Here is a 15,666-nt window from a genome sequence, read left to right as displayed (position 1 = left end):
AGTCTTATTTTCCGTTCAACAAAGCTTTTTCCAGACGCTCCAGACGTGCTTTCAGATCCTGATTTTCCTGTTCCAGTTTTTTCAAACGGCTGTCGGAAGATTCATTCACGCTGGCCAGACCGCGGGACACCTGGGCAATCTGCCCTTGGCAAAGCTCTTTGTCCTGCAGACGTTCTGCGTGTTCCTGTTTCAGGGCTTCTACCAGAACTGCCACGATATTTCCGTATTGAACGGCTTTATATCCGGACTGTTTGTCGGTGCGAACCAGTTCAGGATAAACTGCTTCCACTTCCTGCGCGATGAAACCCATGGTCTTTTCGCCGTTGTTCTTCCAGACGAAATTCACCCCACGAAGTTTCAGCACGTTTTCCAGTGCCATCGGCAAAGTCACAACGTCTTTTTTCAGGCGCGCATCGGAAGTGTAAAGATAGGAAGCAGCTTTCACGTCGCCGTTTACTTCCAGGGCCACACTTGGTGTCGTCGTATTGATACCGAAGTAACCCGAGCTAAGAATGGTCATCTTCGCGGTGTTACTGATACCCATTTGCAAAGAACCAAGCACGCTGTTGGTTATACTGTTACCGATAGTCACCGAGTTGGATGAAGTCACATTATTGCTGCGCCCGATCACCACGGAATTCCCCGAGTTGGCATTCACGGTATTGCTGCGACCAAACACATCCAGACTGTAGCTGAAGTTCAGTAAATTTGTGATGATAGCATTGCTAGAGCCCACAATATTCATCGAAGAAGCATTACCCCCACCCGAGTTCGTGATCGAATTGGAAGAGCCAAACACCCAGTTGGAGGCATTGGTGAAAGTCGTATTTCCGGTTCCGATGATGGCCGCACCATTGACATGCAGTGGAGTAATTGGCGAAGCGGTTCCGACACCCACATTGCCTGCAATGTCCACCGTCATTTTCACTGTACCGGCGGTTTCAAACTGCAGACTCTGAGCATCGTTTGTTCCCACTATCGCCGCAGCACCGAAGCTGTTGCCGCCATTGACAAAGACATCCGTCAAACCATACCCGCTGGCCGTCGTTGGATTTGTTCCTGCGGTCACACGGCCATAGGCGTCTGTCGTCACAGAACGATAGGTTCCTGCTGTACCCACAGTCGGAAGATCCGCAGCCGCAATGGCGCGGAATGCTGGCGCCCCTGCACCACCTGTAGAAGGACCCGCGAAGAATGAGTTCTGCGCCTGATTGGCAAAGTTAGCCGCCGTCACCGAAATCGACTGACACAGGAACGTGTCGGTCGCTGCATTGTAATACATAGTCTGAGAAGTCGTACAAGCCGTGCTTGCAAACACCCCACCAAACGGAGTGATCGTCGAGCGCAAATCACCCAGTTGCAAGAAGGCCGGTGCATATTGAGTTGTCCCGTTATAACGAAGAACCTGACCCGCCGCCGTTGGCGCCGTGCTGCTAACCGCCGTGCTTTGAACCTTGGTCACGGTAAAGGCACCCGCGTTCGTCATACTCACATCGCCCGATGGAGCCACCGCCGTCGCCACACTGGAACCGTTACCCACAAGAATATTGGCCGGAGCCAAAGAAGTGGATTGTTTTGAATTAAATGCTGTCCAGTCTGCCGCCGACAGATAACCGGCTTGAGAACCGTTGGCCTGTTGAATACCGATATTCGGAGCCGCCGCCGTGCCCGAGTTCACAATCGGAGAAGTCACCGCCACACCTGAAGTCACGGCCGGAGTCGTCCAGGAAAGATTTCCCGAAGCATCCGTCGTCAATACCTGGTTGGCTGAGCCCACCGCCGCCGGGAATCTCAACACATAAGAAGTCGTCACAGTGTTTGGAGCCTGCAAAGTCACCGTGTTGGAGCCCGTGTCACGCAGAACCACAGAGCCCGCGCTGATCGCTCCGGCTGCAAAATTACCGGACCCATCGCGTTTAACAATCGTACTTGCAGTATTCAAGTTTGTCGCAGCATTGGCCGCCACAGTTGCGGTATTGATATTTGCCGCTGAAGAGCCGCCAACAGAGTTTACTGTCGCGCTGACTGTGCCATTACCAGAAGCCGTCACATCACCTGTAAGGGCCGTGATGGTACCACCCGCACCTGCGGAAGAAGCAATCGCCACCCAAGAACCGGCATTATACTGATAAATTACTTTCGTATCAGAAGCGAAATAAATCGCGCCAGCCGCCGGACTGGCAGGTTTTGCAGCATCGGTACCGGACTGAATGCTTGGTGAACCACCGGCATTTGAAACCAATGAATCGGTGATGCCATAACCTGACAATGTTGTCGGCTTGCCGGAGGTGATCTTAGACCAATCCAGATTCGGGATGTCGCCCGCCGCAAGGCCAGCGGATGAGGTCACGCGCCCTTTAGCATCATAAGTGATTTTCGTTCCGGTACCAGCCGTCACCACATTCGCCAGCGTCGGATTCGGATAAGTGCCGGTCAGATCTCCGCCCGCTGCACCCGATGGAGCACGAGAGTTCGTCAGGCGCGAATCATTCCCCAGCACCACTTGAGCCGCTGTCGCGTCCCCGGCCGCCGGAGCATCTTTCACGGCCGCAGTTCCCAAACCCAGATTGGTACGGGCTGTCGTAGCTGTTGCCGTCAGCTCGCTCAAATTATTTGCTGGATTCAGCGGTGTGAAGCCCAGCGCATTTTGTTTTCCATTAAAGGTGTTCCAGTCCGCTGAAGACAAGTAACCGTTTGTCGTTGTGTTCGCTTGAGAAATCGAGATCACCGGGGTCGTCGTGCCTGTCGCCACAGAAATCGGCGCAGTGCCTGTCACATTCGTGACCGTACCGCCGGCATTGCTGTCTGCGGCCGCATACCAACTGGTGCCGTTGAATTTCAGAACCTGATTGTTGGTTGGAGCTACCGTGAAATCCAGAGGGTAACCTTTAATCTGACCAACCACCGTCGCACCCTGAGTGCCCGTCACATCCCCGGCAAGACTTCCCAGGAAGTTCGTCGCTTGAGTTGCCGATCCCACAGCCAGCGAAGTTTGATTTGTGCACTGCCAGCCCAAAGCCACAGACCAGGTCAGCAACTGATTGGCACCACAAGACAGCGGAGCCAGCGTCGCGCCCGTCGAAGAATCCGTCATCACCAGACGGCTGATGCCCGGATTGGCAAAAAGCTTTTCGGTGGAAACCGCGCCTGCGGCAATTTTAGGAGTCGTCACCGCATTGTCAGCAAGACCCGGATTAGGATAAGTGCCCGTCAAAGCACCCCCCGCAGCACCCGTCGGAGTACGCGCATCACTAAAGCGCGCATCATTACCCGCCGCCACGGTGCCAGCCACAGTGCCCACGTTCAACGTGATCACCGGATTCACCGTATCTGCTGAAACTGTCAGATAAGGATTGCTGCCAGCAGATGCCCCCACGGACTGAACCGTTCCGCCGCTGGCACCAGACACACCCGCACAACCAAATTCTTTGGTCGCCGCATTCCAAGTCAGGAAGCTGCCGGCACCGCAATCAGCACCAGCGTTAACTTCCGTTTTCATCACAAAGTCAGTTGCCACATGCGAACCCAAAGTCGCAGCGGAAGAAGCAAAACCTGCAAAAGGAACCGTGCGGATTTCATTGTCCGGAGAAATCGTCTGCCACTGAGCCCCATCGTGGAATTTCACACGCAGGAAACGCCCATCAGTCAGTCCCGGGTTGTAAGGAGAACCGCCGTCACACGTGAAAGGATTGCCGTTGTTAAAAGCATCCAGAATTGTGAATGTCGGCGCTGCCGGATAACTGTGCGAAGCCCCGATCTTAACGTCGAAGACCCCGCCTGAATTCGTCATGTCGATGTGATTAAGTTGCTCGCGGTAAAGAACGCAGACTTTATTCGGCGCCAGAATTTCAAACTGGAAGGCGACCGCATTGTATTCCAGCGGTGCCCCACTGCTTTTAACGATGCGTCCCTGATAAGTCAGCGCCGCCGGACTGGCATGAGCCACCGTTGTTAAGAGGCTAACAAAGAAAAGTGCCGTTAACGTTCCGTAGTTTTTCATACGTAATATATCGGCATTTATAATCTGACTCTGAATTACATTCGCAAAATCCTTGGAGTATCTCGCTATTTACGAACCTTTGTTACATATTTCAGCAGGGTTTTGTCTCAGAATCAGACACAAACCCCGACCTAAATTGGGAATCGACCTAGTCCATCGACGGGGCTTCCACATGAATCGTGAAAGGTTTTTCAACCGCCGGACGGCGAAGTGCCTGTCGCAAAGTGGGATGCAAAGTCTTGCTAAGTGCCGTCAAGGTTACCGGCTTTCGCAATTTCACTGACTTCATGATGGCTTCAATCACCATCAAGTCCAGCACCCCTTCTGTGGCGTTCGGCTCGGGGTGTTTTTTATTGATAAGGCAGTCCGAGAAATACACGATCTCCGGCCCGAACTGATCACTTTTTTTAAACTTGTACTTGCGAGGCGCCGCATTCACCCGACTGAAATGCAGGGTCATGTCATCAAAATATTCATAGGCATTTTCCAGGCGCAGACACCCGGTGGTTCCCACCACATCAAAAGCCGCCTGATGGTGACCGCTGAAACTGCAGATAAAGGTCGCCATACGCCCGCCGGAAAACTTCATCACCACCGAAAGCATTTCATCCACCTCTGTGGAACGCTGATCAAATCCCTGATGGGCAAAGGCAAAAACCTCTTCCGGCAATTCACCAAAAAAGCCTCTAACCGCGTTGATGCAATAGATGCCGATATCATAAAGCGGACCTCCGCCTTTGGTGCGACTGGTGCGCACATTCCCTTCTTTCACCCGCATGCTGAAGACGGAATTAAAGAATCTCACGTCACCCACCTGGCCTGACCTGGCAATTTCGATGGCTTTTAAATTGGCGCGCTGAAAGTGCAGGCGGTAGGCCGTCATCAGGCGACTGCCGGTTTTTTCACTGACTTGAGCCATGACCTTGGCGTCTTCAACCGACATGGCCAAAGGTTTTTCACACAGGACGTGAACTCCGGCCTGCATCGCTTCCACCGCAAAGCGCGCATGCATGTCGTTGGGAAGAGAAATATAAACGGCATCAATCAGCCCCGAATAAAGCATCTTGCGGTAATCGGAATAATCGAAGGTGTAGTCCACATTATATTCTTTGGAAAGTTTCTGAAGCTTGACTTCGTCCCCGGACACCAGCGCCACCAGTTCCGAGTTGGCCTTGGACTGGGTAAATCCCGGCAGGACCGCGTTCTGGGCAATATGCCCAAGCCCGACAACAGCATAACGAATTTTATCAATTTGTTTTACGGCCACTGAAACCTCCTTCAAGGATCACATCCCAGAATAATAAAAGGCTTTTTCGGCCATAAAAACAACAAGGCCCCCGGGTTTGCCAAGAAACCAGAGGGCCTTTTGTTTATCTGCAAAAGTCTGAAATTACACCAGACTTTCTTCGATCTCTTCCTTTGAAAATTCTGTCGGCCGACGAATGGATTTCACCTCGCCTGCTGAAATTTCCACGATCTGATCACAGTCGGCGATCGTTCCCAGACGGTGGGCGATGATCAACATCGTCACCCCGGCAAAGGAGGTGCGAATGACTTTCTGTAAAAGAGCATCCGTCTGCACATCCACGCTGGCGGTGGCTTCATCCATCACGATCACCCGCGCCTTGGTCAGCAGAGCCCTTGCCAGACACAGCAACTGACGCTGTCCCTGACTTAAGTTCAAACCACCTTCGGCCACGGCCGAGTTCATGCCTTGCGGCAGACTTTGCACATAGTCCCACATGGAAGCATGTGTCAGTGCGCCCATCACCTCGTCATCTGAATACTCGTTGTAACGATCCAGATTATTGCGAATCGTCCCCATAAACAGAGTCGGATCCTGCGGAATGATCGCAAGACTGCGACGCAGTTTTTCCAGAGGCACACTGGCGGTGTTCACACCGTCAATGCTGATGCTGCCCTCTTCCGCCTCAATAAAGCGGAACAGTGACTGGAAGAACGTGCTTTTACCAGAACCTGTCCGTCCGATAATGCCCACGCGACTTCCCGCCTCAACTTTGAAAGTGATTCCTTTCAAAACCAACGGCAGATGACTTGCATAGCGCACTTTCAGGCCTTCGACAGAGATTTCACCGAACTCCGGCCACGTCGGGCGCAGCGGTTCAGGCATCGGTTTCAGAACGGACACTTCCCCCGGCAGGTTCGAGAAGAACTTCAAACGTTCAATCGATGTCATGCGCGATTCAATATCCGCAAAGATACGAACACCCCAGTTCAGGAACCCCCAGAAGGACAGCGAGTACAACGTCACAAGGCCGGCAGTTCCGGCATCCATCACTCCATAATAGGCCGACAAGCTGACCCCCACGGCAGTCGCCATGGAAATCAGGCCACCCACCAGCGGAATGCGCGAAGAGAACCAGCGGTTGATCATGTAGTGTGAATAGAACATGCGATTGCTGTGCGAAAGTTTTGCATAGAAATTCTGCATGAACCATGGCGCCTTGTTAAAGCTGCGAATGACCACCAGCCCCTGAAGGCTCTCCTTGAAGTGGGCATAACGAGGCGATCTGGCAACACTGTCAAAACGCTTCACTTCACGGGCTGGACGGCGATAGTCCCGTTGCAGCACATAATAAAGCGCCATCACCGGAGCAATCACAAACACCATCAAAGGCATCAGACCCAAAATCAAAACAATCGATACAATCACCTGCAGCGCACAGTGAACCGCCGAATCAAAGCTCCATTGCAGGTACACGTCCACCGATTCCACATCACGCGAGAAGCGCTGAATAATACGTCCCACCGGAGTCGAATCAAAGAAGCGTACCGGGGAACTCAAAACACTTTTCAGCATTTTGTCGTGCATGTTTTTACCGGCGCGAATACCACGATCCAGCCAGAACAGGTGATTCAGCAATGAACCTACCAGCACCAGCACGCCAATCAGTCCGTAAATCCCGATGGCCGTCAACGCCACCCACTCGGCCTGATGACCGGAATAATAAGAAAGCCAGGCTTTCTGCGCCAAAGGCAGAAGTGTTGCCGCCGTTGCTCCCAGAAGCAGCGTCGCCAAAATCAATGGCTTGGTGAATTTACCGTCACCCCCCAAAGAACTGATATAATCCCAATACACCGAACCCTTCACCGCACCGACTTCGCGATCCTCGTCTTCGGTCACACGGGTCGTTTTGGCTTCAAGCTCGGTGTTGATGGACGCGGCTTCCTGAGCGGCTTCGGCCGGGCGCACTTCGTGCCCTTCACCTTGAGTTTTGCCGTGCTCTTTATAGAACTCTGCAAATGGTGCACACGTCTTCACCAGCTCACTGAAAGTGCCCTGCCCCTGCACTCGTCCGTGCTGGATATAGATCACCTGATCAAACTGCGCCAAATGCTCCAGTCGGTGCGTGACCACAATGCGGGTCACGTCTTTCCAGGCGCCAAAAATCAGACGCTCACAAAGCAGGTTTTCCGTATCCGCATCCACTGCAGACAACGGATCATCCAAAAGCACGATCTGCGGTTTGCGCAAGAACGCGCGGGCCAGGGCCACACGCTGTTTCTGACCGCCGGACAGGTTCACGCCTTTTTCACCGATCTCAGTGCGAAGTCCCCCGGACCATTCTTTCAGGTCGCGGCTCAGGCAGCTGTTATGCAAAGCGCGACGCAGCTCTTCTTTGGAAACCTCTTCACCGAACTGCAGGTTTTCCAGCAGTGAAGTATTTACGATGTATGCTTCCTGCGGCACATAGGCCATGCGCGGACGTCCCGGCATTTCCGGCACAAAGCGCAACGAACCCTCACGCGGAGACACCTCGCCCAGTAACGACATCAAAAGCGAGCTTTTCCCCGCCCCGACAGGTCCGACGATGGCCAGTGAACTTCCCGCCGGCACATGAACGTTCACATCGTGAAGCACATCAGAAACAGCCCCGTCATGACGAAGGCTCAGGTGCTGCATCTGCAGACCCACGGCCGCGCCATCGGTGCGCTCTTCAGTCGAGATTTCAACTTCGTCCTCGTTCAGATAGTCCAAAATACGACGAGCACCGACTTTGGCATTCGTTGCACGGGAGATCAGTCGGGACAAATCACCAAATGGACCTTCCAAAAGACCGAACAAAGAAATACAGGTGAAGATCACCGCCGCATCCAGCTTTTCCCCGCGCCAGGCATGCACCGCCAAGGCCACAAACAAGACCAGCGTGGACACCGCCAGGTAACCCAGACTTGAAACCACTTCGGCTTTGGCCAAACGACGACGGCTGGTCAGTTCCTTTTCACGGACTTCGGTGACTTCCTTGGCAACGCTCTTTTCCCAGGCAAAGTACTTCACCACGCGGATCGCATTCATCGCCTGAGTCATCAGGGTCACCCGGCGGTCCCGGTGTTCCATCATCTCTTCATCCAGATGCGTGAATTTTTTCGCCACGTAATTGGTTAATGGCGCCAGGATGAACAGCACAGCCAATGCCGCCAGTGCCGACCAGCCAATATAATAGAACAGCATCGCCACGACCCCGATGATCAGGAAACTTGCGGAAATCAAGTCACCAAACACCATCGGGAAGTCAGACACATTGTCACTGTCCGAACTCATGTGATTGACGATATCACCGACCTGATTTTTCTGACGCGACTTTTGACTGAGCTTCAAACTGTGCTTGAACAGACGCTCATTCAAAATATTGGTCGTAACCTGGTAGGCCTTCAAAGAATTGAAGAAATAGTGCTGCATGCACAGGCCCGACAAAAAGCCGCAAAGACCCAGCGCCACACCATAAATCAATGCCGTCGGCAAAGTCTCTGCTGTCACACCGGCGGAAATAGTCCCGATAAAACGATTCACGAACACCGGTGACAGCAGCGCCAAAACGGAGCTGGCCAGATACCAGATATAAGCAGGTCGGGTGAAATCACGCAAAGCGGGGATCAAAGAAAACAGCAGAGCCCGTGGGGACTTCCAGCTGATTTCCTGCATATCTACCTTAATATGCTGAGGATTCAGTTCCTGCGGCAGTGCCAGCAGATCACTTTCCTCGATATTTTTCGTTTTCGCCAACTTCACCAATGGCATGACATCAGTGAACAACAAACGTCTGAAAAAATTCATAACGAATCCATAACTGCCCCAAACGGGCGAAAAAAACAGTCAAATATTTAATTGTGCAGAAGAATAAGATCAGTTCTTAAATGAACAAATGACCTTAGAACTGTGACAGAAGAAGGCCCATCAGTGAGCTGATATTCATCATAATCATGTGGTCCTCCTCTCTTGTGTGAGATGTTTAAAGCCTATCCAAAGAAAAAGGGCTTGTCTAGCCCCCTCCTAAAATAAAAACCAAAGACTCTTATTTTGATCCCAGAGGTAGCGTAAAGTAGAAAACCGACCCATGGCCGATTTCACTGGTAACACCAATAGTTCCGCCCATTTTCTCGACCAGCTGCTTGCTGATACTCAAGCCCAGGCCCGTGCCACCGAAGCGGCGCGTGATCGAGGAATCCCCTTGTGAAAAACGTGTAAAGAGCCCCTGCATTTGCTCTGGTGCCATGCCAATGCCCGTGTCCTTAACCCCAACCCACAACTGATGGCCGTTCACCTTCAATTGCACCCGCACCTCGCCGTGAGTGGTGAATTTCAGGCCGTTGCCAATCAGATTGATCAGCACCTGCTGAAAGCGCGTGGCATCGCCAAGAATCTTTTCGGGCACCTGAGGATCGATTTCCAGCTTCAGATCCAGCTTCTTTTCCACGGCACGGATCATCAAAAGCTCCAAAGCCCGGCGCACGGATTCCCGCACGCTGAACGGAACTTTTTCAATCACCATCAAACCCGACTCAATCTTGGACAGATCCAGAATATCGTTAATCAGGTTCAAAAGACTTGAAGAGGCCCGGGTCAGAATTGTCACAAACTGGCGCTGATCAGGACTGAGCTCCGTGTCCAGCAAAAGCTCCGACATACCCATGATCGAGTTCATCGGCGTGCGAATTTCGTGACTCATGTTGGCCAGGAACTCCGACTTGGCACGAGTGCCGGCTTCGGCCGCCTCTTTGGCACGCTCCAACTCCTGCTGGTAGCGGTGCAGCTCGGTGATATCGGTGGAAACCCCGGCGATCGCAATTAGATGACCATCTTCGTCCCGCAACGGAAACTTTTCTGACAGATAATATTTTTGTGAGCCATCATGGAAGGTCAGCTTTTCTTCGTAGCTGCGCGGCTGCTGCTCTTGAATCAACTGGTTGTCTGAATCGGAAAACCTGCGTGCGTCCTCGACACCGAAGATCTGCGCATCTGTTTTGCCAACCAGCTCAACACTTCTCTTGCCGACCAGATTTTCAAAAGTTGGACTGACCAACAGGTAACGTCCCTGCAAATCCTTGACGTAAACAATGGCCGGAGACGACTGCAAAAACATCCTCAGCAAAAACTGCTGATAGCGCAGCTCTTTTTCAACATGCCGCCGTTGGGCGACGTCGTACATCAGACCATAGATCTGCACGATGCGCCCCTCTTGCCGCAGCGCTGTCCCCATCACACGGGCCGGGAACACCCGCCCCTTGCCGGAACAAACCGTCACTTCCACGTCATAGTCCGTCCCCTGCTCCATCAGACGGCGATGAGTTTCCATCATCAGGGAGCGGTCTTTTTCGGCGATCATTTCAAATCCACGCAGACGGTCCAGATCATAGGTGTCCGGATCCACCTCGAAAATATCATACAGAGCACGGGACCAGAAATGTTTGCCTGTAGTCAGATCTATGCTCCAGGTCCCGATCGGCGCCTCGGCGTTGGCCTGACCCGAAATCTCAGTGAAGATTTTCTGCGGAGTCGTATCCTTGACAACACACAGAGCCTCGTTGGTGACCGGATCAAACTGATAGTTCCAGGACAGGAATTTATAGTGACCATCCTTGCAGCGATAGCGCAGCAGGAAGTTGCGGAGCACATCCCCTTTTCTGATTTTTTCATAACGACTGACAATGTTTTTGACGTCTTCGGGATGAATCAACTCATTGAAAGGAATTTGCATCAACTCTTCATGGGACCATCCCAAAACTTCCGACCAAACATTATTCAGTTTTGTCGGACGCCAGTCTTCGCCAAAGACACCAATCATGTCATTGGACAATTCAAAGAGGGCTTCGTAACGAGATTCCATTGAGAAATCTTAACAGGGTAAAAATCAAAAAAGCCACCTGATAATCAGATGGCTTCCAAGTTAGGACCTCAGTTTACAAATGTCTTACAACAGCCATAAACAAACAACGGCCACAGTTGTGGGCACCAAAGCAGCAACAAGAAGATTCAAAGGCTTGATCCCACCCGGGAATTTGTGGCTTAGAATAGAATAACCGGCCGCATTCGGCGCGTTGGCTATGATCGTCAATCCCCCCCCGGCGATTGCCCCGGCCACCAGCGCGTATTTGCTGGAATCACTCAATCCTTCCACCTGGGACCCGAGATAAGTCAAAGCCGCGTTGTCGGTGATCGCTGTCAATCCCACAGCACCTTTAAACAACAAAAGATCACTCATGCTGCCCAGCAAGGGCGCCAGCCACCACTTCTGGAAAGCGCCAAACTGAATGATACCGCCCAGGAACATGGCCACCAGCAGACTTTCTTTCAAACGCAAAGAATCCTGATAGCGCTGGGTCACCGCAGCCACCCCCAGGAACAAAAGGAAGATCCCCATAAAGGCATTCTGATAGTGCGCAGTCACCACAATCCCTGTCAGGAACAACAAGTGCACCAAGGTCACCGGCACAGGAATCGCCGCCTGCGAACCCGCCAGACGAGTTTCCACCTCACGCAAAGTGATACACCCCTCGCTCAACTGCTTGCGGAAGACCGCAATCAAAAGAGCGGTGTTGATCACAACCGCGATCGCACTCTTCCAGCCAAAGTTACTCATGACAAAGGTAAAGTCCCAGTTCCATTTCCCCGCCACCATCAGAATCGGAGGCGCGGCAAACGGAGTCAGCGCCCCGCCGATGGAAATATTCACGAACAAGACGGCAATCAGGCCATAAATCAACTTGCTGCTTTCTTTCTGCAGCATCGAATTCAGCATAAACGCCGTCACTGTCATTGCCGCAGGCTCAGTGATAAAACTGCCACTGAGCGGCCCCAGAATCAGCACGACAAATATATCTGTCAAAACCGCCGGTGTGCGGAAGACTTTTTGAATCAGGGAAGAAATGAACAAAATCCCCTTGCGTCCCGCCGCCAGCACCGGGCGCGTCGAGCACACCACCATGATGGCAAAAATAAAGAACGGTTCAATAAAGTTCAGATTGCTCTGATAATCCATAGCCGATGTCCAGCCCTCCAGGCTGATAAAGATGGCCATGAACAAGGCGGCCCAGATGGCAAAAACCGCCTCAATCTCCCCCAGCAGGTGCAGGAAGTTGCTCCATAGTGAATCTTTGGGGAAGTGATGAGACCAGGCTAAAATTCGCCCCACCATAAAGGTGTGAATGACTGCCAAACCAAATAGAATTGTTCCGATGAGTTCAATCGTTGTGTATGTCATTCGGACATATTACACAGAGACAAAAACCCCTGCCAAACAGAACCGGAAAAACCCGTGCGATTTTGCCCCGAGTCCAAGTCTGCTACTTCTTGACACAAGCGCCTTGGCGGCAGGCTTGATCGGGCGCGCAGAGGATTTCTTTTTCCATGATTTCCCCCTGCTGACAGGCAAACTCCAAAAGCTTTTGCGAATCCAGACAGCGGTCAAACTCTTTCACCACCTGACGATAGCAGCTGTCCCCCAGGCAATTCTCATCACCCAAAGAATAAATGACTTTGCCCGCGGCCTCCGGGATCAACCCCTGATCGGAGTCCTTGCAGACGCCGGCGTGAACCACGGATGTCGACATCACCAACACAATCAAAAGGGTTCTCATTGTGCCACCTCACAGCTGAATGTTTTGGTCAACTTGGCTTGAGTCTGCCACTCGCGGTCTTTTTTCGGAGAACCGCACTGCACAGCCAGCTCCAGATCCACAGCACACTCGCCTTTGCCAGCGCTGCGGGTTTTCAGACGAATGACGGATGAATACGAGCACGGCGACTTGCATTTTGAGTCCTCAAGGAATGAGCCCAGTTCATTTTCACCCATCAGGGTTTCTTGCGCGTAGGTCGTGGCCGCTTCCTGGCATTTTTTTGAATCCGCACGCAGGCGGAATGATTTTTTGAAATAGTCGCCGCTTTGGCCGATGGCAAAGCGCTGTTGTTCCTGGGAGCTGAGTTTCAGCGCCGTGTATTGATCCGGGCAGGAAGCGTGTTTAACCACGGCAGTGGGTTGCGTGGATATCTCAACCACCGGAGCATTGATGCGCGAACAGCCCCCGGGACACCCTCCGGCTTCCGCCAGAAAGGCTTTTTGCATGCCTTCCATTTTCTCAAACAGAGACTTCATTTTTCCGGAGGCACTTAAAAGCCCATAAGTGATTGTCGGCACCGACTCGGTTTTCGCCGGCGCATTGACTTTACAGTGGGTCTGATTGGATTTATTAAGCTCATCGCAAAGACTTTGCAGATCCTTGACAGTGCTTTTGGAGTTGGGACAGGTTTCCTGTGCTCCCGCCCCGAGGGCTCCGAATAGGCCGAATAAGAAAAGAACTGTTTTCATGAGGCTCTTATCGGCACCCGGAGCGGGGATTTGAGGGGGATCAGGAGAAAATCCGCTCCTTATTTGTTTCTTAATCTTTCCATATTCTCAGAGTGAACCTATTCGCACAGAGCCATATTCTCATTCATAAAACGGCGCTGATTCTGCAAGTCCCCTTCGCTATAGACAAAATCATTCAAGTCACAGCGGTTTTCACTGGCCAGTCGCAAAACCGTGTCCTTTTCCGGCGGTGTCAGCCCCAGCGACCAGATCATTTTCACCTTCAACCACTGCACCAGATACTGACAACGATAGCCCGGATTCGGCGGCATGTATCCTTCCGGAGTTTTGTCACTCTTGGAAGCGTTCTCTTTTCCGAAAACAGACAGAAGATGGAATTCATTCCCCAGATAATTGGAGTAAAGACAGCGTTTGGTGCGGCTCCACTTGTGAGCGCCGCTGATATAGGCATTTTTCAACGGCACAAAGTGATCAATCTGAATATCGCTGGCGCGGGAATACTGGCGATCACCATACGGATCCTGCCACTGCCCCGTGGAAACTGTGCAGCCGTTGGAGGCAAAGCCCACAGGCACCTCTGAATCACGCATCAGAACTTTGGCGCGCGTATTGTAGCAGTCTTCATCACGGTGATCATTCAACCAGCCACCAAAATGTTTGGCGCGGTTGTATCGCTCCCCGACATTTCCGTATCCGTCGGTGTGATGATCAAAGCGCACCAGAGAATAAAAACGAGTGCGAAGCTCGGTGAAAAATTCTTCATTTTGCTGCAGCAGGTTTTGAACCGCGTCCCAAGGACCGGTGAAGTTTTCGGCAGGAGAGGAAATGGATTCCCTGACTGTGTAATAGTCATCGAAACGGGGGTTGGCGAGATTTTCTTCTGCCAGGGCCTTTGAAGTTCCCGAGGTGGCCACCAACATCATCACAAGAAGCGTTTTCTTCATGAAGTCTCCAAATCCTTTTAGAGCATCGTTGTTTCCTTATTAGAAAAGGATATTAGGGCCTTGGCAAAGAGTTTATTTGTTAGACTTCTGTTAACGGCTCCGCTACAAATCCGATTATGTTACGCGTCGGCCGATTCCGTCATCGTCTTCTGGAGGACGAATTCCTGAAAAACACAAGCCCGCTGGCCCACAAGTGCCTGCAGGTTTTTATGCGTCTGTGGCAGAGCAAATCCTTGTCTGATGCGGAAATCGCGGCAATTTACATTTTGGTGTTCAGCTTTTTACGCCGCCCCAAAGACTTTCTTGGAGGCCCGCACAACAAACCCCTGGCCCACCTTCCGGCACATTCGCGAATGAGCTGCCAGAGCTTTTACGAATTGTTGCAAAAAGACCTCCCTGAAGACCTGCGTCAGGCAAAGTCCCTGCTCCGCTTTCAGCGCCCCGATGATCTTTTAACCTATTTCTGCTCCCACAGCTGGCGCTCTATTCCGCTGTCCGTGGCTCAATCCCTGATGGCCTGGGAAAGCGGGCTTTATCCCTTGCGCCTGCTGTCTTATGTGCCCACACCCAAAGAGGTATTGAGCATGCAGACCGAAGGCCAACGCTGTGTTTCGATGCTGCAGGACCTGACGGAAATGCAGGAATTTGTTGAGGAAGGGCGCGATGTCCTGGGTTTTATCGTGCATGACTTGATTCACGCGGACCATTTCTTCGCCGACCCGGCCAAAGCCCGTGCGCAAATTGAATTCAGCCGTCATTTGCTGGTGGTCTTTGGCTTCAGAGAAATTCAGACCATGTTGCAGACAGATCCGGTTTTCAAAAAAGAATTTGAATATCTGATGTCCGATATGAACTCTTTCCCACTGCATCTGCTGAAAACCTTCAAGGCCGTCCTTTTGGGTTACTTCAAACGGCGGGAGGGCCTGGCCATGACTGCAGCCCTGCCTGAAGCCTCAGAGGCCGAATTCCAGCGTTTGTTTGAGTCCAGCTTAAAAACCTGGAAACTGCCGGACGAAGCTCACCATGCGGCCCTGCGCCTGAATACGCCCCTATTCCAAGGTCTCGACGACAGTCTTTTGTTGCACTCAGCCTTACTGCAGTATCAATAAACTTTCAT

Annotated in this window: 9 protein-coding genes; 1 reads left to right on the top strand and 8 read right to left on the bottom strand. The window is 52.1% G+C overall.

Annotation, left to right across the window (positions count from 1 at the left end; all coding sequences use genetic code 11):
- Positions 1-4: 4 nt before the first annotated feature.
- The 8 genes from B9G79_RS06390 to B9G79_RS06355 form a co-directional block, all read right to left on the bottom strand.
- Positions 5-4,000, bottom strand: a complete 3,996-nt coding sequence (locus tag B9G79_RS06390) for a tail fiber domain-containing protein (protein WP_088564780.1) — start codon at positions 3,998-4,000, stop codon at positions 5-7.
- Positions 4,001-4,148: 148 nt separating this feature from the next.
- The gene (locus B9G79_RS06385; RefSeq protein ID WP_198298055.1) at positions 4,149-5,267 is read right to left on the bottom strand and encodes a Gfo/Idh/MocA family protein; all 1,119 of its coding nucleotides are present in this window, start codon (positions 5,265-5,267) and stop codon (positions 4,149-4,151) included.
- 123 nt (positions 5,268-5,390) lie between these two features.
- Positions 5,391-9,077, bottom strand: coding sequence for an ABC transporter transmembrane domain-containing protein (locus tag B9G79_RS06380; protein WP_088564778.1), 3,687 nt, complete (start codon positions 9,075-9,077; stop codon positions 5,391-5,393).
- Positions 9,078-9,315: 238 nt separating this feature from the next.
- Positions 9,316-11,127: a PAS domain S-box protein gene (locus B9G79_RS06375; protein WP_088564777.1), complete on the bottom strand. Its 1,812-nt coding sequence runs from the start codon at positions 11,125-11,127 to the stop codon at positions 9,316-9,318.
- An 84-nt stretch (positions 11,128-11,211) separates the two neighbouring features.
- Positions 11,212-12,501, bottom strand: coding sequence for a putative Na+/H+ antiporter (locus tag B9G79_RS06370; protein ID WP_011164983.1), 1,290 nt, complete (start codon positions 12,499-12,501; stop codon positions 11,212-11,214).
- Between the two features lie 82 nt (positions 12,502-12,583).
- On the bottom strand, positions 12,584-12,877 hold the full coding sequence (locus B9G79_RS06365; protein ID WP_011164984.1) for a hypothetical protein: 294 nt from the start codon (positions 12,875-12,877) through the stop codon (positions 12,584-12,586).
- On the bottom strand, positions 12,874-13,605 hold the full coding sequence (locus B9G79_RS06360) for a hypothetical protein (RefSeq protein WP_088564776.1): 732 nt from the start codon (positions 13,603-13,605) through the stop codon (positions 12,874-12,876). Before B9G79_RS06360 ends, B9G79_RS06365 begins: the two co-directional genes overlap by 4 nt.
- A gap of 98 nt (positions 13,606-13,703) precedes the next feature.
- On the bottom strand, positions 13,704-14,549 hold the full coding sequence (locus tag B9G79_RS06355; protein ID WP_088564775.1) for an HNH endonuclease family protein: 846 nt from the start codon (positions 14,547-14,549) through the stop codon (positions 13,704-13,706).
- A gap of 116 nt (positions 14,550-14,665) precedes the next feature.
- On the opposite strand from B9G79_RS06355, the gene B9G79_RS06350 reads away from it, so the two are divergent.
- Positions 14,666-15,658 carry a hypothetical protein gene (locus tag B9G79_RS06350; protein WP_088564774.1) on the top strand — a complete coding sequence of 331 codons (993 nt, stop codon included), beginning with the start codon at positions 14,666-14,668 and terminating at the stop codon, positions 15,656-15,658.
- Positions 15,659-15,666: the final 8 nt, after the last annotated feature.

The organism is Bdellovibrio bacteriovorus (assembly GCF_002208115.1).
GTDB lineage: Bacteria > Bdellovibrionota > Bdellovibrionia > Bdellovibrionales > Bdellovibrionaceae > Bdellovibrio > Bdellovibrio bacteriovorus_C.
The sequence above is the reverse complement of the archived record's forward strand: the minus strand, read 5'-3'. Positions and strand labels throughout refer to the sequence as shown.